This is a genomic window from Ruminococcus sp. 210702-SL.1.03 (genome assembly GCF_020559915.1).
GTDB lineage: Bacteria > Bacillota > Clostridia > Oscillospirales > Ruminococcaceae > YE71.
Genome location: NZ_JAJCLZ010000013.1, coordinates 43,465 through 62,589, shown reverse-complemented (window position 1 = coordinate 62,589; position 19,125 = coordinate 43,465). Strand labels below are relative to the sequence as shown.

The window sequence follows — 19,125 nt, the reverse complement described above, 5'->3', positions numbered from 1 at the left end:
ATTAGGAGGAAATACAGATGGCTGTTACAGTTAAGGACATTAAGGCTCTTATGGAGCTTACAGGCGTTGGCATGATGGACTGCAAGAGAGCGCTTGTTGAAACAGATAACGATCAGGAAAAGGCAATAGAGATCCTTCGTGAAAAGGGACTTGCTACCCAGGCTAAGAAGAGCGGCAGAACTGCTGCCGAGGGTCTGGTAGTTGCTCTCGTAAAGGGCAATGTAGGCGCTCTGGTAGAAGTAAACACCGAGACCGACTTTGCTGCAAACACCGACGATTTCAAGAAGTTTGCAAACGCTGTTGCTGAGACCATCATCGAGGCGAACCCTGCTGACGTTGAAGCCCTTAAGGCTTGCACCATCAGCGGCGGCGACGCTACCGTAGACGCTACTCTTACCGAGCTTGCAGGCATGAAGATCAGAGAGAACATCCAGATCCGCCGCTTTGTAAGACTTGAAGGCGTTCTTGCTTCTTACGTTCACAATGGCGGAAGCATCGGCGTTCTCGTTAAGCTCGACACTGAGCTCGACGCTGACAAGGTAGCTTACATCGGTAAGGACGTTGCAATGCAGTCTGCTGCTCTGAACCCTGCATATATGTGCAGAGAGCAGGTTCCTGCTGAAGTTCTGGAGAACGAGAAGGAGATCATGCTGAAGCAGATGGCTGAAGATCCTAAGATGGCTAAGAAGCCTGAGCAGGTAAAGGTCAAGATCGTAGAGGGCAAGGTCGGAAAATATTATTCCGAGAACTGCCTCCTCGAGCAGGCTTTCGTAAAGGACGACAAGGTTTCCGTACAGGGCTATGTTGACGCTGAGGCTAAGAAGCTTGGCGGCACTATCAGCGTTGTTGACGTTGTACGTTTCGAGCGCGGCGAAGGCATCGAAAAGCAGGATGATAACCTTGCTGACGAAGTTGCTTCCATGATGAAGAAATAATTTTCGCATAAATAAAAGACCGTCCTGCGGGGCGGTCTTTTTTGTGACATAGCATATAAAAACGGGGCTGTAAAAAAAGTCCCCTATTTTTTCTTAAGCAAAATCTAGTAATCTTATTCGTTTTACAATAAATCTAAAAGATCACTCCGGCCGATTGATCTATAATATTTTTCCAGAGAATAATCTTTTCGCATTACACCTTTTACATTAGAAAAATCTATATTAGTGTTTGCATTATTATCAAAAAGTATCTGATTTACAGCTTTTGATGCTTCCGATGCATAAATTAAAATATCATCAGTAATTTCTGCACCGTTTTCTATCATAAATTTTATACATTCACTATTACATTTATTTAATAGGTAACTAAAGGCTGTAGGTAACTCTTTGTTTTTTTCAGTAATATTTTCATAATATATATGCTTACTTGTGAAATTATCGTATTGAGAAACCTGTTCCTTATAATTTGAAACATAGTTACTGTAATCAAAACTATAGCATTTCTGATTGATGTCGGCACCTTTGTCTAACACAAGCTGTATATACTCTATATCATTATGACATATAGCATAGTCAAGATCTGTAATATTCAAAGGTCTGCCTTTTTCATAAAGATATCTTGCTGTTTCAAAATCAATATTCTTAAATGAATAGCATTCAAAAGTATGATTTTTCTCACTCATTAAGTAATCTATAAAATCCAGTTTTCCGTTAAGATAGTAACCGTCCAAATTGTAAATTTCATTCAATTCGGTTATATCTGTTGATTGAGCTTCATATTCATATACTTTTTTAAACAAGTCAAGGTTCCCGTTATATAACGCACTTTCCAATAAAACAGACGCTCCCGGGTTATAAGCATTGTGATTACATAAATAATCAAAAATATCAGAATATCCAAATAAAACAGCTAATTTAAGATAGTTTTCTTGTGAAGGACTTACTTTTTCACTTTGAAGTTTAAAGCCACATTTCTCTATCAAATATTGTATCATATCCAGATTTCCGCACTGTATTATTCGTTCCATATTAACATTATCAATTTGCATTTCTGTTAATCTACATATTGTTTCAAACTCATCCGGCATTCCAAAATATGAAGCATAATCGAATACTAATTCCTTTTCTTTATCTGTTAGAGCTTCACCCTTCTCAATATATTCTATCGTTTTATCCAGATCACCGGATATAGCATATTCCATAGCCTTTGGCATATTTGTTTCTTCACCTTTTTCATGAAGTATATTCATGAGATAATTTGATACTACAGGTGATGCTCCTATATGATGATATCTGAGATCCTCATCTTTGTTTTCGTCTATATTAAATAGGTCTGTGGTTACTGCAGCACCTTTATCAACGAAAAATTTAGCGGTTTTGATACGATTTTCTTCGCTGTCTCCATAGAAATTAGCCATAACTAAATATAATGGAGAATATCCTAAATCATTCTTTACTTCAAGGTCTGCTCCATATTCCACAAGTAGCTCGGTTGCCCAATAAAAATCATTATCACAAGTGGTTATTAACAGATAATCTCCATTGGTTGATTTTACATTTGGATCAGCTCCTGCATCTAGCATAGCTCTCGAAAAAGTAATATTTTCATAATCTGTAGCACGACCACCATTGTTAAATAAAGCCTTGGCCAATGATGAGCCCTGTTCACATTTATTGATATCGTAATCCGGATACTCCTTTATTACTTCATTAAGTAATTCTACATTTTTGTTTTCCAATGCTATTTGAAATATCTTACTTGCATCCGAGAAACCTGATATTTCCTTCACTTTATCTTTCAAGCTACAGGAAACAAGAGAAAATAATATAATTCCTGAAAGGAAAAGAGATACCATTCTTTTTATATTTTTCATGAAGATTCCTCCTTAAAATTGAGGAGTTGGCTGGGTAGGGTGGTGGGTTGTTGGGCGGGGACGGATCAAACAAATTGAGCCGACGTATTTTTTATTTATTGAGTATCCAGACCTGAGTAGAATTGCCCGGATCGAAGTCCGCAACAGTCAGCCCGCCCGTTTTTCCGCAGGCGAGAACTTTTGCAAAGCTGCTCGCTTCGGTAGTGATGCGGTATCTGTTCTTGCCCAGCGCCGCGGCTCTGAACTGCGCTCCCGCGGTGTCGCCCTTGGGATAATCGAAGCCTTTAAGCTTAGCCGAAACGTATCCGCCGTCCGCCGCTTTGAGCGCAAATGTGCCGTTGTCAGACATAATGAGGTTGAGTTTCTGCTCTTTATCCTTATCGGCTTTTTCAAGCGCAACGCCTTTCGCAGTGACCGTTAGCAGTTCGCCGCTGGCTTCGTTCTTGAAGGTGTACATCTTTCCATCGAGCAGATAGTTGCCGTTTTCCGCCTTGCAGTCATCAAAAAATTTCATCAGCAGAGCCATAACGTTCTGAGTTGCGATCGGCACCATGCTCTTAACTGCGTTGTCAAAAGCGATCGGGTCGAGATTTGAGATAGGTTCGGCGTGCTTGTTGGAAACTGCGCAAAGCTTGTTAGCTGCGTTCTCAAAGCTATCGCCCGAATAAGTTTTCAGAAGGCGCTTGTCAAATTTCTCAGCAGGGAAGTTGCGGGAAATGTTGTTGGCGTGCTTTTCAAAAGCGTTGTGAGCATTGCCGGGCTTATCGAAATAGCGCATATTCGCCGTGTGAACTGGACAGCAAATGTCCTCGATGAAGTGCGCCGCACGTCCAAGGCAATACATAGCTTCGCTGACTTTGCCGTTTTTGTAAAGATTGAGCGCGCAGGTGTAATTCTCCTCAAGCATAGAGCGTGCGCTCTTTGAATAATCACCCAAGCGGTTCTGATAATAGCCCGCCTGCTGCGGAAGCGCCTTGCCCTTTGCGTTTGCGCAGGAATAATAATGCGCGCCTGCACCCTTGTCGGGGTCGCCCTCTTTATCGGGCGCAGAACAGCCATTTAAAAGCTCAGTGTGATAATTTTTATAAAATGCCGCTACCTTAGGCTTGTTTTCTTTTTCGAGCAGCTCAAACGCGCCCTCGGTGATAGCCTCGTGCGTGCGAGTGAACCATGCGTGTGCGCGAATTGGTTTGGCTTTTTTCAGCATAAGACAAATTCCGATAGCGGCGGCGATAGATAAATATCCTTTCATGACAGATCTCCCTAAATTCCATAATAAAAAACAAAGGCAGGGGATGATCCTGCCATTAGTTATTATATCACATTCTGCGCGAAATGTCAATGCTTTTTACGTTTCTTATTTTTCTTTCGTACCGAAAAGCCGAAATTTCCCAAGCGTTTGCCGAGAGCGAAGTAATCGCCGTGTGCGTAGGCGAGAAGTCCCGATTTCTCCAGCGCGAGCCTGCCTTTTTCATCGAGCAGTTCTTTCGCAGCGTCGATCTTTAGAATATCGGCAACGAAAACATCGTGCGTGCCGAGCGAGATCTTATCGCGCACTTTGCACTCGATATTCACGGGGCACTCGGCGATTATCGGTGCGGAAACAGCCGCGGCTTTTTCGCGCGTAAGCCCCGTCAGCTCAAATTTATCCACATTTCGGCCCGACTTCACGCCGCAGAGGTCTACCGCTTTTACAAGCTGTTCAGTAGCGAGGTTTATGACAAATTCTCCCGTTTCGCTTATAAGCCCGTAAGAATACCGCTCGGGGCGCACCGAAATGTACGTTACGGGCGGCTGTGTGCAGAGTATGCCTGTCCACGCGACGGTAAAGACGTTCGGCTTTTCCTCTGTGCCGCAGGTGACGAGCGTCGGCGGCAGGGGAGAGGTTATAACGCTGCCTTTCCAGACCTCTTTTGTGTATTTATCAAAGGGCATTACAAGTCCTCGCTTTCAAGTTTTTCACATATCGCGTCGTAATATTTGTAGAGCTTCTGCGTGTTATTCTCTAAAAAATAGTAGTGGCTGATGTACGGTATCAGCAGACAGAGCAAAAGAAGCGCGAGCGGTATCAGCAGCACCGTTTCGGTCACAACTATTATAAGAAAAGTCGCAACTGTGCAGAGCGCAAAGAGTATCATTACGAAGAGGTGAACAAATCTCTCATGCTGAAAATACCGCGTTTTTTCTTTATGTATCTTCATAAGTCTGGCAAAATCAGTGTTCGGGTCTGCCATAGACTTATCGAGAAACGCAAGGTATTCAAGAAAATATTTTTTCATTTCGGGTAATCTCCTAAGCTTAGTCAAGGTCGAAATCTATCGCTTTTTCTATGGTCAGATTTTCAAGCATATCGTCATTGAACTCTCGTTCTTTCTGATCTTTGATGTTTTTAGCAATAGTGGAATCAAGCAGTCCGCCGAGCTTTTGGTAATTGTCGTAGCATCTTCTGAAATATCCGCGCGCCAGTTCGGGGTGCTTTTTTTTCTTTCGGCTGTCGTCAAAAAATATCGCAAGGCCTGCCGCCAGACCCAAGCCTATCATAACCTTTTCGGGCTTACTGCTAAGCTGAAACGAAGCTTTTTTCTCGGTCTGCGCCGTAGAATTATTGCTTTCATCGCCGCTTTCGGCACGCGACTTTTTTATCATTTTTACGATACTGTTTATCTGCGCCTTATCCATTTTCTCACTTCCTATATTGAATAATAGCTGTTTATATTATACAATATTTTGCGCGGAATTGCAAGTATAACGCCGAAAAAAACTGAAATTACATATTTTGTACATATAAATGCGATATATTATTAAGAAAATGTAAATTATGCAACTTACTATTGACTTGAAGTCTGCTTCATGTGTTATAATTAGTTATAACGAATAAAAAAGGAGAATCAGTTTCCATGAATACTCAGATAAATTCACTGATCGAGAACATCGAAAAAATAATCGTCGGCAAGCGCGATTCGATAATCAAGGTCGTTTGCGCTGTTCTTGCCGAGGGTCATATACTTATCGAGGACGTGCCCGGCGTCGGAAAAACGCGCTTGGTATCCGCGTTGGCGAACTCTGTTGACGGAAAATTCAACCGCATACAGCTCACGCCCGACATCATGCCCTCTGACATCGTGGGCTTTTCGATGATAGACCCGCAGACGCGCCAGATGGAGTACAAGCAGGGCGCGGCTATGTGCAACTTTCTGCTCGCCGACGAGATAAACCGTGCTTCCCCTAAGGCGCAGTCCTCGCTGCTGGAGGTCATGGAAGAGCACCAGGTCTCGCTCGACGGAAAGACCATGCAGTTACCGTCGCCATTTATGGTACTTGCCACGCAGAACCCCGTTGAAACTTACGGAACGTATCATCTTCCCGAGGCGCAGATGGACAGATTTCTTATGAAAATTTCCATGGGCTACCCCTCTGCCGAAGAAGAGCTGGACATAATCACCCGCTCAGAGCAGCCTGCGTTTACTGAAAAGCTCAGCGCAGTAATGTCTGTCGAGGACGTGAACGCGCACATCGCGGCTGTAAAGCAGGTGAGATGCACCGAAAATATCAAGAAATATATAGTTGACCTGCTAAACGCAAGCCGCAGCTCTGAATTTATAAAACTCGGCGCTTCTCCGCGCGCGGGTATAGCCCTTTTAAAGGCTTCAAAGGCGTACGCCTATATCAACGGCAGGGATTATGTTGTGCCTGACGACGTGCGCGCTATGACATCATGTGTGCTTTCACACAGACTTATGCTCTCGCCAAAGGGAAAATCGGTATACGGCGGCGACCCCGCCGCGGCTATGGAGCAGGCGGCTTCTACCGTGGCAGTTCCGATAGAATAAGGAGCGCCGTATGAAAACAGTAAAAAATCTGCTGGGGTACATCGGCTGTATCTGCATAACGGTGATGGTCGCGTACTTTATAGACGGCACGGCGGGCATAATACTCACCGCCACGATGATATGCGCTTTTGTTATCTCGCTCGCCGTTACGCTGGTAGTGCGCAGGTTTCTCAAAGTTGAGATCTCGCTGAGCCGCGACCTGCTCGGCAAGGGCGACATTTTTTTGCTTAATGTAAACATCAGCAAAAACATTATTATTCCTGCGCCGGTCGTTAAGATAAAAGCTGACTGCACGCCGCACCTCAAATTCGAGGGCGAAAGCGTATACAGCGGCTCGGTGGCGGGCAAAGAGGTAACGACTATCCCTATCTCTATGAAAGCCGTGCACTCGGGCGCGGCGGAGGTCAGCCTTACAAACGTGCGGCTGTCTGATTTTTTGGGGATACTCTCATTTTCTTTGCCGTTTGCAACGGCAAACGCCGACCTGCTAAAGGCGAAAGTTTCGGTATATCCGAACATTCCCGACACGGGTATGCAGCCCGAGCTTTTGAAAACAGTTTCACAGTTCGCCGCCGATGACGACGATGAAGAGGAAGAATCGGACGAAATAGCGGTAGGCGCTACGGGCGTTCCGGGCTATGAGCACCGCCAGTATTACCCCGGCGACCCTATCAAAAAGATAAACTGGAAGCTTTCTTCCAAGCGAGATATTTACATGGTGCGCCTTGACGAAAAGGTCAGCGCGGCGGGTCAGCTTTTCTTTCTCGACTGTCCGCAGATCGAGGAGAGCGAGTATGTGCTAACGGTGCGCGATAACGTCATAGAGGGCGCGCTCGCGATGATGTCGATGCTTGTGCGCGACGGCAGGGAAGCTAGCTTTTTTCGTTACAGCGGCGGAATGTGGCTGAGAACGGACATTCACACCATGGCGGACGTTTACACTTTGCAGGAGAGCTTTTCCGACTACACTCCGCACACACCGCCGCAGACTGTGCCGCCCGAGATAGCAAGTTCGGGCAAAACGCCTATCTGCTTCACGGCGGCTTGCGCAGACAACTACGCCTCGGCTTCCGACATAACTGCGCATTTTCCGAACGCTATGCTTATCTCGGCGGAATGCGCCGAGCTTATAGATATATCATCAAATATATGGATAATAAATTCTGAATTTGAATTAAAGCAAAAGAAACATTGATCGGTGAAAATAATGACTATAAAACGTAATGATTTACTCACAAAATTAACAGAATACATCTGTCCTGCGCTGTTGGGTGCCACCGTATGTTTCGCCGTAGTTTACGCGCTGTACAGACCGCTGGCGCTGCTTTATTCTGTGATATTCTTAGTCGCCGAATACGCGCTTTTCAGCCTGTTTGACCGAATCAAAAAGATAAAGACAGCGGGCGGGCTGATCTACTTTTTCATGCTGGTAGTCTTTGGCGTTATCTCTATGGCACTGATGGGTGCGGGCTATCAGAACGGCTACGGCTCGATAATAACATGGTTTTACGGCGAGGACGGCAACTATTCTTACAGCCCGTTTTACCTGAACAGCGTATTTCTGCTCGGCGGTTTTTTTGTAATATCCATACTTTACTACTTCACTCGCGTGCGCTACCGAAGTCTTGGCGTAATGCTATGCATACTATTTCCATTTGTGATATATGCAAAGCGCGCTGAGGAAATACCCGAAGCGCTCGTTACCATCATCATAACGCTCTACCTTGCCGTTATGGTGCACAACCGCAGGATAGACCCCGCTCAGCCGCGCGAAAAGGCGGGCAAGGTAGTCGTAAACCGCTCGTACATCATCTCGATGGCGCTTTTTATATCGCTGACGGGCGCTGTTACCATGCTGATAAACAAGCCAGACTATCAGTCGAAATTGGAGCGCAACTCAAATTATTTTGATTACGTTCCCGCAAACGCGACGGGCGCGGGCAACGGCGAGAGCGTTTCAAACTCATCTTCAAAGCGCTACGGCGGCAACGGATATACGGGCGACCCGCTTTTCTATTTCCAAACTGACGGCGATAAGGACATATATTATCTGCGGCGGCAGGCATATGATTATTTTGACGGCGACGTTTGGCAGATGGACACCGATGATCTTTACGGTATGCCGTATTATCAGAGCACGCCCGAGTATATGACGGACGACATATTGGCGCAAATGAAGAAGTATAAGGACAGCGGCGTTGATCTGAACGGTGCAGACCCCGAAACTGCGCTTGCGCCGAGGGTGAACGGCAGCATTACGGACGATGGGTTCAACCCGATATATCTGCCATCGCCGCTCAACACTATCGCCGACGAATCCTCAGGTACTGAGCGCGGATATGTTAAATACAGCCACGGTGAGATCTATCGAAATATGAACCGCCGAGAAAACTCGCAGGGTATAGATGAAAATTTTGTTTTCCTTGAGCAGTCTGATTCTCTTTATCTTTATGCCCAGCAGCTAGATATGGATAGGTCTGACTTGGAGCAGCTTATATGGGACAGCGACGTTTACGATGCAAATTTCCTCAATGATTATTACAATTCGTCAAGGTATATTTCAATGGATAATGATATTGTGGATAGTAAAGTAGCTGACCTTGCTAACGAGATAACTGAGGGGCTTCACGGAGATATGGCAAAAGCAGAGGCGCTTGAAAGCTATTTTGAGAACAACGGCTTTGTTTACGACATAGATTACGTTCCCGATGATGAGTCGATAGAATATTTTCTGTTTGATAGCAAAACTGGCGTATGCTCCAGCTACGCTACAGCTATGACGCTCATGGCGCGCGCCGTGGGTCTGCCTGCGCGGTATGTAGAGGGCTACGCTGCGTTTGAAAAGACGGGCGACAGATATGTTATCCGCGATTCGTATGCGCACGCTTTTGTAGAGGTATACATCTCGGGCGTGGGCTGGCTGACGTTCGACCCCACCGTTTCCGACTACCGCAATATTCAGCAGGACAATGGCTTCGACACCGCGGCATTCGTGAGCATACTTGGCAGGTCGCTGATACTTATCGCGGTCGTATTCGTAGTGATCTTCATAGTTCTGCTTGACAGGATAGTTGAGCGCTTCTTCCGCATTCGTCTGCATTTCAAATCGCCCGACAAGCAAACGCTGGCGCTTTACGCGAATGTGATGAAGCTAGTAAACTTCTCATCTCAGCAAAATTACTCTTCGTACACGCCGGAAATGCTGAGCGAATACATCTCGCAAAACCGCGGAGTTTCGCTGGATAAGCTGTTTGCGCTGTTTGAAAAGACCTGTTACGGCGGATATTTGCCTAACAAAGCTGAGTTTGATGAGGCGTATGACGAATACAAAAAGAGCTACAAATTCCTAAGAAAACAACCTAAGAGCAAGAAATAAAAAAAGCTTGTAGTCCAATAAAACGGACTGCAAGCTTTTGCTTTATATACGGTTTTGTATCAAACTTCCGCGAGCATATCGCCCATCTCGAAAAGACCGTGCTCCTTATTTTTGAGGAAAACTGCGGCGTTTACAGAACCTACTGCGAAAACACTCTTTGAGTGAGCCTCATGCTTGAGGGAGATGACTTCATCTCTGCCGGCAAAGATTATCTCGTGCTCGCCGACGATCGTGCCGCCGCGTACCGAGTGCATACCTATCTCGGTCTTGCTTCTCTTTGCGCGTACCGAGTGACGATCGTAAACGTACTCGCATTTCTGCTCGAGCACTTCGTTGATAGCGTTGCCGAGCATGATAGCTGTGCCGCTGGGGGCGTCGATCTTCTGATTATGATGTTTCTCGATTATCTCAATATCGAACTGACCTTCGAGAACAGCCGCCGCCTTTTTAGCAAGTTCAGCAAGAAGATTGATGCCGAGCGACATATTGAACGTAAAGAATACGGGTATCAACTCAGCCGCTTTCTTTATTTTAGCTATCTGCTCTTCGCTGTAACCCGTGGTCGCGATAACTATGGGCACGCCGTTGGTCTGGCAGTAATCAAGCAGACCATCAAGAGTAGATGGGTGCGAAAAGTCGATTATAACTTCGGGCTTTACGGGAAGCTCGGCCGCTGTGGCTACGATAGGGAAGTCAGCGCCACTGTCAGCGACTTTATCTATACCGCCGACTACCTTGCAGTCATCTCTGCCGGTGATTATATCAGCGATGACCTTGCCCATTTTTCCAGAAGCTCCGCATATTGCGATGTTTGTCATGATATTAACTTCCTTTCAAAAAAGGCGGATGTTTTTATCCGCCTTTATCTTTTTTACTTGATGCTGTTTACCAGTCCGAGCTTTTCCATTTCTGCTTTCAGTTTTGCGGCGGCTTCATCGCTCATATCGCAAAGGGGCAGACGGCAGGAGCCGGCCTTGAAGCCCATGTAATTAAGCGCCTGCTTTACAGGAATGGGGTTTACGTCGCTGAAAAGCGCGTTTGCAAAAGGCAGGGTCTTCATAGCTATCTCGCGTGCTTCGGAGTACTTTTCTTCCATACAAAGCGCGCAGATCTCATGTGTTTCCTTAGGACAGCAGTTAGAGAGGACGGAGATAACGCCTTTGCCGCCAAGCGACATTATCGGAATAATCTGATCATCGTTGCCCGAGTAAATATCCAGCGCGTCGCCGCAAGCTTGCTTGATCTTAGCTACCTGGCTGATATTGCCGGAAGCTTCCTTTACTGCCACGATGTTGTCCAGCTTAGAAAGCTCCTTCATAGTTTCAACGGCAATGTTCACGCCTGTTCTCGAAGGAACGTTGTAAAGGATTATCGGCAGGTCAACAGCCTCAGCAACAGCGGTAAAGTGCTTGATAAGACCCTTCTGCGAAGCCTTGTTGTAGTAAGGGGTAACGCAAAGCAGAGCGTCAGCTCCAAGCTTTTCAGCTTCCTTAGAAAGATTTACAGCGTAGCTTGTGTGATTAGAACCGGTGCCCGCGATAACAGGGATCCTGCCCGCAGTCTTTTCTACCGCGTACTTTATGCAGGCAACGTGCTCTTCGTCGGTCATGGTAGCGCTTTCGCCGGTAGTACCGCAGATGATGATAGCGTCTGTGCCGTTTTCAATATTAAACTCTATAAGTCTGCCGAGCTCGTCGAAATTGATCTCTCCGCTCTCGGTCATAGGTGTGGCGATAGCTACGCCAGCGCCTGTAAAAATAGTCTTTTTCATCAGACTCCGACTCCTTTCAAGTCAAAGGTCAAAAATCTTTTCTTTCAATAGTATATGTATCCCAGACCTGTTCTGTCCGTGCGCCGATGCGTTCGTAAAAGCGTTTCCCGCTCTCGTTGAACTTAGCACATTTCCACTCTATCGACTCGCAGTAATTTTCTTTAGCTATGTTTTTCAGCAGATCAAACATCTTGGTGCCAAGTCCGTGTCCGCGAAATTCGCTGCGGGTGTACAGATCTTCAAGATAAAGAATCTTTCTGCCTGTAAAGGTCGTGTACTTATAAAAGAAATTTATGTGCGCAGCAGGCTTGCCATCAACGTAGGCGATATAGCTGTGAACAGCGCCGCTCAGTACAAGCTCAGTCAGCCGCTGCTCGGTAAGAGTAAAAATATCGCTCATATCGTGGTAATCTATAAGCTCTTTCGTCATCTGAAAAAGCTCGGGGCACTCCGCCGCGCCGCATTTTTTTATTTCAATGCTCATTTTTAATCAAAATAACCCTTTGCAGCAAGCAGCTCTGCAAGCAGAACAGCTCCGCCGGCAGCTCCTCTCAGAGTATTGTGAGAGAGGCAAACGAACTTGTAATCATACTGAGTATCCTCGCGCAGACGACCGATAGATACTGCCATGCCGCCTTCAAGGTTTCTGTCGAGCTTAGGCTGCGGACGATTGTCCTCCTCAAAATAGTGCAGGAACTGCTTAGGAGCGGATGGAAGCTCAAGCTCCTGAGGAACGCCTTTGAAATTAGCCCATGCTTCAAGCATCTGCTCCTTAGTAGGCTTCTTCTCGAAAGAAGCAAATACAGCAGCAGTGTGACCGTCGGAAACAGGTACTCTCAGGCACTGAGCGGTGATGTTAGGAGTGGTAGCGGGAACTATCTTGTCGCCCTCGATCTTGCCCCAGATCTTAAGAGGCTCCTGCTCGGACTTTTCTTCTTCGCCGCCGATGAAGGGGATAACGTTGTCGAGTATCTCGGGCATAGTCTCAAAAGTCTTACCGGCACCGGAAATAGCCTGATAGGTGCAGGTAAGGGCCTTAGTGACCTTGAATTCGTCCATGAGCGCTGTGAGAGCAGGAACGTAGCTCTGGAGCGAGCAATTAGACTTAACAGCGATAAATCCGCGTTTTGTGCCAAGACGCTTTCTCTGCGCAGGGATTATCTCGATATGCTCAGGGTTGATCTCGGGGATCACCATAGGAACATCGGGAGTATGTCTGTGAGCGGAGTTATTGGAAACCACTGGGCACTCAGCCTTAGCGTACTTTTCTTCCAGAGCCTTGATCTCGTCTTTCTTCATATTTACAGCGCAGAATACGAAATCTACCATAGAAGCTATCTTCTCTATATCTTTTTCAGCGTCGAGAACAGTCAGCTCGCCGATGGCTTCAGGGATAGGCTGAGTCATAGCCCACTTGCTGCCGATAGCGTCTTTAAGCTTTTTGCCTGCCGAGCGGGAGGAAGCCGCAACGCAAACAACGTTGAACCAAGGGTGTTCGCTGAGCAGCAGAGAAAATCTCTGACCGACCATGCCCGTAGCGCCGATGATACCTACATTAAATTTCTTCATCAAAAAAACTCCTTTTCATTTGCTTTTGCACGGCACGCATATCGTGTGTGTCAAAATTATGTACAAAGCATAAAAAATATTGAAACAATAAAAAAACCGGTTGAAAACCCGGCCATCATACAATATAATAAGAATGTTGACATAAATAATGCCGATAGCACTCCACCATAAAGTAATGATGACAACTGCATATCTCTTAGACCTGCAGTCAGCCATGCGCCCCTTACGCACGCTTCGGCGGTTTAGCCTTTCGCTGACAGCAGCCGCGGCGCTTGGGGAAACACCGTTTAAGATAAAAACACTTTGCTGTCAGGTACTATTCATTACCGCACCTCTATCTGTTCTGTTTAATAATAACAGATATTTGACGCGTTGTCAATAGCCAAAAGCGAAAAAGTTTTAATTTTTTGTAAATTGAGCGCTGTATATACATATAATAAGGAGAATAAAGATGCTTGATGTAAAAAACATGACAAAATCTGATTTCTGGTACGACCTGCCGAAAGAGCTTATAGCTCAGCACCCGATAGAGCCGAGAAATGCTTCACGCATGATGAAGATCGACCGCAAAACAGGGGAGTGCGTTCACTCGCATTTCTACGACCTCTGCGATTTTTTGCAGGAGGGCGATCTGCTGGTGCTGAACGATTCGCGCGTACTGCCTGCCCGTATTTACGGCAAGCGTGCTGATACGGGAAGCTTTATAGAGTTTCTGCTGCTGGAACAGCGCGGAAATGAAGAGTGGGAAATACTCTGCCGCCCCGGAAAGAAGGCGAAAGTCGGCGCGAAGTTCGTATTCGGCGAGGGCAAGCTCACAGCTGAAATAACAGACGTTCTGGAAGACGGCAACCGCGTTGCAAAATTCACTGTTTTGGAGGGCAACATTTACAGCGTTCTCGACGAGATAGGTCAGATGCCGCTGCCGCCGTACATCACTGAAAAGCTTGAAGATAAAGAACGTTATCAGACTGTATATTCGCACGAGATAGGCTCTTCCGCAGCGCCTACGGCGGGTCTGCATTTTACAAAGGAAATGCTAGCGGATATTCAAAAGCGTGGTATAAACATCGCCTACGTTACACTTCATGTTGGTCTTGGCACGTTCCGACCTGTAAAAGAGGACAGAGTGCTCGACCACAAGATGCACAGCGAGCATTACGAGATACCAGAAGAAACGGCTAAAATGATAAACGAAACCAAAGCATGCGGCGGACGAGTTATCGCGGTCGGCACTACAAGCTGCCGAACCCTTGAAGCCGCGGCGCAAAAGTACGGCAAGATAATCTCATGCGAGGGCAGGACAGAGATATTCATTTACCCCGGATTTGAATTTAAAGTGCTCGACGGACTTATAACCAATTTCCATCTGCCTGAAAGCACGCTCATAATGCTGGTATCAGCATTTCTTGGGTATGAGAATACTATGAACGCTTACAAGATCGCGGTGGAAGAGAAATACCGCTTCTTTTCGTTTGGTGACTGTATGTTTATATCATAAGCCGCGAATTGATGAAATGATTTACAATATTTTTGCTAAAACTTATGCACCAGTTATTAAACTGTGTCTAAAAAAGCTTTGACAAAACCCTGTATTTATGATAAAATTATTTAGAATTTAATTCTGATCGTAAATACAGAGTTTTTCTTTTTTTGAAACGAGGTAGTTTCGTGGAGATCATTGAATGCTGCACCTGCGGCAGCGAAAGCAAGAAACTGGCTTACAGATTTTCTGTTGACATTGATAAAACAGCTGAATATTACGCTGCTGAGCACAAGATACTTTCGCCCTGTATAAAAATTATACGACCTGCGCTGGCGGAAAGTTACCCGAAGCTGTGCGAATTTCTGCGGCAGTTCGGCATAACGCCCGAAAATCCTTCGTCATGCTCGGCTGCTAGGTTTACCGATGGGCGAAATAAGATAAGGTGCAGTATGTACTATCCCGTATTCGGCAAGATAGAACACTTCGGTAAGATGCTTGAGATCGAGGATACCATAATAGAGGGGCAAAAGCGCAGAAAACCGCCAGAGGGCTACCCGCTGCGCGAAAAGACTTTCGGCATATGGGTCTGCAACACTGTTTTCGACTGGCAGCTGGATACGCCGCTGAGCGAGATATATCCCGAGCAGGAAGAGCAGACTTTTGGTCAATGGCTGAAAGCCGCCGCAAAGAAAAAAGACCTCGAAAACAAAGCTTAGGATACAACAACTATCAAGGAGAAATTTGCTTTAATATGTTTAAATTGATAAAACAAGAGGGAAACGCCAGAAGAGGTGAGCTTACCACCGTTCACGGCACTATACAAACGCCTGTTTTCATGAACGTGGGCACGTCTGCCGCGATAAAAGGCGGCATTTCCTCGGTAGACCTTGCCGACCAGCTCAAATGCCAGGTAGAACTCTGCAATACCTACCACTTGCACGTTCGTCCCGGCGACGATATAATCTACAAAATGGGCGGTCTGCACAAATTCATGAACTGGCACAAGCCTATTCTTACAGACAGCGGCGGATTTCAGGTTTTTTCGCTTGCTAAACTGCGTAAAATAAAAGAAGAGGGCGTTTATTTCAATTCGCACGTTGACGGGAAACGCATTTTCATGGGGCCGGAAGAGAGCATGCGTATACAATCGCACCTCGCTTCCACCATCGCGATGGCTTTCGACGAGTGCGTAGAGAACCCTGCGGAGCATGCTTATTCCAAAGCTTCCTGTGAGCGCACTGTACGCTGGCTGGAGCGCTGCGTGGCAGAGCAAAAGCGCCTTAATTTACTTGAAGATACCATAAATAAAGATCAGATGCTTTTCGGCATAAATCAGGGCTGTACATATGACGATCTGCGCATAGAACACATGAAGCGCATACGCGAGATAGAGTACTGCTCAGGCTTTGCGATAGGCGGACTTGCCGTAGGAGAGCCTACCGAGGTGATGTACCACGTCATCGAGCAGGTAGAGCCTTTTATGCCTAAGGACAAGCCGCGCTACCTTATGGGAGTCGGCACACCATCGAACATTATCGAAGGGGTTTACCGCGGAGTGGATTTCTTCGACTGCGTAATGCCCAGCAGAAACGCACGTCACGCTACGATATTCACATGGAACGGCATAATGCACGCGCACAATAAACGTTATGAGCTTGATGACCGTCCGCTGGATACCGAATGCGACTGCCCGACTTGCCGCAATTTCTCGAGAGCGTATATACGCCATCTTTTCAAATCGAACGAGCAGCTCGCGGGCAGACTTGCAGTACAGCACAACCTGTATTTCTATAATACGCTGATGGAGAAGATACGTGAAGCGCTCGACGAGGGCAGATACGAGGAATTCAGAAACACATATTCTTCACGCCTTGCTTCAAAACTCGAAGATTGATAAATTATAATAAGAAGATGATAATATGCTAAAACTGGTGATATTTGACCTTGACGGTACACTGGTAAATTCCATAACCGACCTAGCCGACGCTACTAACCGTGCGCTTGAGGAAAACGGATACCCGACCCACCCGCTGGATAATTACAGATATTACGTCGGAAACGGCACGCGAAAGCTTATAGAAAGAGCTATGCCGCAGGGCACTGACCCGCAGGAATTGGAAAGGATACATGCTATTTTTTCCGACTACTACCGCAGCGGCTGTCTTAATAAAACAAAGCCTTATGACGGCATAACCAAGGTAATTACCGACCTGCATTCGCTGGGGCTGAAATGCGCGGTAGCCTCAAACAAGCCCGACGCTTTTTCTAAGCAGATAGTTTCGGCATTTTTTGACGAAAGCTGTTTCGAGCTTGTTCGCGGAAAACTTGACGGAATGAAAGCCAAGCCAGCGCCGGACATCGTAAACGACATAATGCAGAAGCTCGACGTTGTGCCCGAGGAAACTGTAATGATCGGCGATTCTGACGTTGACATTATCACGGCTGAGAACGCGGGTATGCGCTCGATCGGCTGTGTATGGGGATTTCGCGGCAGGGAAGAGCTGGAGCGCGCAGGAGCTGTATACATAGCGGAAAGTCCCGCTGACATAGAGAAAATTTGCAGAGAAATTTGATTCTCGGCAGGAGGATATTTTAATGAAAGATTTTTACAAAAGGTTCGTGAAAGAAGAGCTTGATGACGAAGGCAGACTTTTGAGCTTCGAGCTTGATCTGAAAGATAATTTCAACTTCTCTTACGACGTAGTTGACGAGCTTGCAAGACTTCAGCCCGACAAAACGGCTATACTTTGGGTAAACGAAGCCGGCGAGGAGCACCGCTTCACCTATCGTGATTTGAAAGAGCAGAGCAGCCGCGTTGCGAACATGATGCTTGCACACGGCGTTAAGAAGGGCGATTTCGTAATGGCTGTACTGAAAAGGCATTATGAATTTTGGTTCTTGGCGTATGGACTTATGAAGATCGGCGCTATTCTCGTTCCCGCCACAAACCAGCTCATGAAAAAGGACTACACCTACCGTTTCAAGGCGGCTGACATAAAGTATATAGTCGCTACCGCTGAGAACAACGTCCCTGACCATATCGAGCAGGCGCTGGAAGAGTACGACGGAATGAAAGAGAAGTTCATCACTCACGGCAGCCGCGATGGTTGGACAGACTTTCTGCCCGAGATTGCAAAATATTCTCCTGAATTTGAAAGAGTGGAAACGCACGTTGACGAGCCTATGCTGATGTATTTCAGCTCGGGCACTACGGGCTATCCTAAGATGGTACTGCACCGCTACTCGATAGCCGCAGCGCATATCATCACCGGCAAGCACTGGCATCACCTTGACGAAAACTCGCTGCACCTTACCGTTTCTGAAACGGGCTGGGCTAAGTGCGCATGGGGCAAGATGTTCGGCCAGTTCATAGCGGGAGCTACCACATTTATCTACGATTTCGACCGCTTTAACCCCTCGGCACTGCTGAAAGTTATTCAGGATTACAAGCTGACATCTTTCTGCGCACCGCCTACCATGTACCGTTTCTTTATCAAAGAGGGCATAGAGAATTATGATCTTTCGTCGCTGAAATACAGCTGTATCGCGGGCGAAGCGCTCAATCCCGAGGTATTCAACAAGTGGTATGAGTACACGGGACTGAAACTTATGGAGGGCTTTGGACAGACCGAATCGGCCGTTATAGTCGGCAATCTGTACGGCATGGAGCCTAAGCCGGGCTCTATGGGCAAGCCTACTCCGCTTTACAAGGTCGGCATCGTGAACGAAGACGGCAAACCTGTGAAGCAGGGCGAAACGGGCGAGATAGTGATCTACGGCGAACGCGGCAAGCACCCTGCGCTTTTCAAAGAGTACTACCGAAATCCTGCTGAAAACGACCGCGCGTGGAGATACGGCTTCTACCACACGGGCGACACCGCATATATGGATGAGGACGGTTACTACTGGTACGTCGGCAGAACTGACGATCTTATCAAAGCTTCGGGATACCGCATTGGGCCTTTCGAAATCGAAAGCATATTGATGGAGCACCCGAGCGTACTGGAGTGCGCAATAACTGCGGCGAACGACCCTATCCGCGGCAAAGTGGTAAAGGCGACGATCGTTCTTACAAAGAATTACAAGCCGTCTGACGAGCTTGCGAAAGAGCTTCAGAACTATGTAAAGAGATCTACCGCGCCGTACAAGTACCCGAGAATAGTGGAATTTGTAGACGAACTGCCTAAGACTATAAGCGGAAAGATCAAACGCGGCGAGATCAGAAAAAACGATTCTAAGAAAAACTGATCGAAAAGAAAATTGTTTTATACGAAAACCTACCAATGC

18 protein-coding genes and 1 riboswitch are annotated in these 19,125 nt (G+C 46.5%); of the genes, 9 read left to right on the top strand and 9 right to left on the bottom strand.

The annotated features are described in order from the left end of the window. Window positions 1–17: 17 nt before the first annotated feature. Window positions 18–935, top strand: a complete 918-nt coding sequence (gene tsf / locus LI114_RS08510) for a translation elongation factor Ts (RefSeq protein ID WP_227220321.1) — start codon at window positions 18–20, stop codon at window positions 933–935. Between the two features lie 122 nt (window positions 936–1,057). On the opposite strand, the gene LI114_RS08505 is transcribed toward tsf, so the two are convergent. The 5 genes from LI114_RS08505 to LI114_RS08485 all read right to left on the bottom strand — a co-directional run bounded on the left by LI114_RS08505 (window position 1,058) and on the right by LI114_RS08485 (window position 5,488). After that, window positions 1,058–2,809, bottom strand: coding sequence for an ankyrin repeat domain-containing protein (locus LI114_RS08505; RefSeq protein ID WP_022127067.1), 1,752 nt, complete (start codon window positions 2,807–2,809; stop codon window positions 1,058–1,060). Window positions 2,810–2,900: 91 nt separating this feature from the next. Continuing rightward, on the bottom strand, window positions 2,901–4,061 hold the full coding sequence (locus LI114_RS08500) for a zinc dependent phospholipase C family protein (RefSeq protein ID WP_227220320.1): 1,161 nt from the start codon (window positions 4,059–4,061) through the stop codon (window positions 2,901–2,903). Window positions 4,062–4,147: 86 nt separating this feature from the next. Continuing rightward, window positions 4,148–4,744, bottom strand: a complete 597-nt coding sequence (locus LI114_RS08495) for a flavin reductase family protein (RefSeq protein WP_227220319.1) — start codon at window positions 4,742–4,744, stop codon at window positions 4,148–4,150. Continuing rightward, window positions 4,744–5,088 (bottom strand): hypothetical protein, encoded by a 345-nt coding sequence (locus LI114_RS08490; RefSeq protein ID WP_227220318.1) that lies wholly within the window; start codon window positions 5,086–5,088, stop codon window positions 4,744–4,746. The genes LI114_RS08495 and LI114_RS08490 overlap by 1 nt, the downstream gene beginning before the upstream one ends. Window positions 5,089–5,107: 19 nt before the next feature. Beyond that, window positions 5,108–5,488 (bottom strand): hypothetical protein, encoded by a 381-nt coding sequence (locus tag LI114_RS08485; protein WP_227220317.1) that lies wholly within the window; start codon window positions 5,486–5,488, stop codon window positions 5,108–5,110. Window positions 5,489–5,706: 218 nt separating this feature from the next. Between LI114_RS08485 and LI114_RS08480 the strand changes: the two genes are divergently transcribed. Genes LI114_RS08480 through LI114_RS08470 form a run of 3 tightly spaced genes read left to right on the top strand, consistent with a single transcriptional unit; the run spans window position 5,707 to window position 10,015 of the window. Then, window positions 5,707–6,639, top strand: a complete 933-nt coding sequence (locus tag LI114_RS08480; RefSeq protein WP_227220316.1) for an AAA family ATPase — start codon at window positions 5,707–5,709, stop codon at window positions 6,637–6,639. 10 nt (window positions 6,640–6,649) lie between these two features. Further along, window positions 6,650–7,834 (top strand): DUF58 domain-containing protein, encoded by a 1,185-nt coding sequence (locus tag LI114_RS08475; protein WP_227220315.1) that lies wholly within the window; start codon window positions 6,650–6,652, stop codon window positions 7,832–7,834. 12 nt (window positions 7,835–7,846) lie between these two features. Beyond that, the gene (locus LI114_RS08470) at window positions 7,847–10,015 is read left to right on the top strand and encodes a transglutaminaseTgpA domain-containing protein (protein WP_227220314.1); all 2,169 of its coding nucleotides are present in this window, start codon (window positions 7,847–7,849) and stop codon (window positions 10,013–10,015) included. A gap of 59 nt (window positions 10,016–10,074) precedes the next feature. Here the strand turns inward: LI114_RS08470 and dapB are convergent, their stop codons facing one another. From dapB to asd, 4 genes are read right to left on the bottom strand one after another with little or no spacing between them, the layout of a single operon-like run. Further along, a complete protein-coding gene (dapB, locus tag LI114_RS08465) occupies window positions 10,075–10,833 on the bottom strand; it encodes a 4-hydroxy-tetrahydrodipicolinate reductase (protein WP_227220313.1) in 759 nt (252 codons plus the stop codon). A gap of 53 nt (window positions 10,834–10,886) precedes the next feature. Next, window positions 10,887–11,786, bottom strand: coding sequence for a 4-hydroxy-tetrahydrodipicolinate synthase (gene dapA, locus LI114_RS08460; protein WP_022127077.1), 900 nt, complete (start codon window positions 11,784–11,786; stop codon window positions 10,887–10,889). A gap of 28 nt (window positions 11,787–11,814) precedes the next feature. After that, on the bottom strand, window positions 11,815–12,270 hold the full coding sequence (locus tag LI114_RS08455; protein WP_022127078.1) for a GNAT family N-acetyltransferase: 456 nt from the start codon (window positions 12,268–12,270) through the stop codon (window positions 11,815–11,817). Between the two features lie 2 nt (window positions 12,271–12,272). After that, window positions 12,273–13,355 carry an aspartate-semialdehyde dehydrogenase gene (asd, locus tag LI114_RS08450; RefSeq protein WP_227220312.1) on the bottom strand — a complete coding sequence of 361 codons (1,083 nt, stop codon included), beginning with the start codon at window positions 13,353–13,355 and terminating at the stop codon, window positions 12,273–12,275. 147 nt (window positions 13,356–13,502) lie between these two features. Then, window positions 13,503–13,700, bottom strand: a riboswitch (Lysine riboswitch). Between the two features lie 106 nt (window positions 13,701–13,806). On the opposite strand from asd, the gene queA reads away from it, so the two are divergent. The 5 genes from queA to LI114_RS08425 all read left to right on the top strand — a co-directional run bounded on the left by queA (window position 13,807) and on the right by LI114_RS08425 (window position 19,086). Further along, window positions 13,807–14,853: a tRNA preQ1(34) S-adenosylmethionine ribosyltransferase-isomerase QueA gene (gene queA / locus LI114_RS08445; protein ID WP_319638299.1), complete on the top strand. Its 1,047-nt coding sequence runs from the start codon at window positions 13,807–13,809 to the stop codon at window positions 14,851–14,853. A 170-nt stretch (window positions 14,854–15,023) separates the two neighbouring features. Next, entirely contained in the window at window positions 15,024–15,554 is a 531-nt protein-coding gene (locus tag LI114_RS08440) for a hypothetical protein (RefSeq protein WP_227220311.1), read from the top strand. Window positions 15,555–15,589: 35 nt separating this feature from the next. Continuing rightward, window positions 15,590–16,732, top strand: a complete 1,143-nt coding sequence (gene tgt / locus LI114_RS08435; protein WP_227220310.1) for a tRNA guanosine(34) transglycosylase Tgt — start codon at window positions 15,590–15,592, stop codon at window positions 16,730–16,732. Window positions 16,733–16,757: 25 nt separating this feature from the next. After that, on the top strand, window positions 16,758–17,411 hold the full coding sequence (locus tag LI114_RS08430) for an HAD family hydrolase (protein WP_227220309.1): 654 nt from the start codon (window positions 16,758–16,760) through the stop codon (window positions 17,409–17,411). A 22-nt stretch (window positions 17,412–17,433) separates the two neighbouring features. Further along, a complete protein-coding gene (locus LI114_RS08425; protein ID WP_227220308.1) occupies window positions 17,434–19,086 on the top strand; it encodes an AMP-binding protein in 1,653 nt (550 codons plus the stop codon). The last annotated feature ends 39 nt before the right edge of the window (window positions 19,087–19,125 follow it).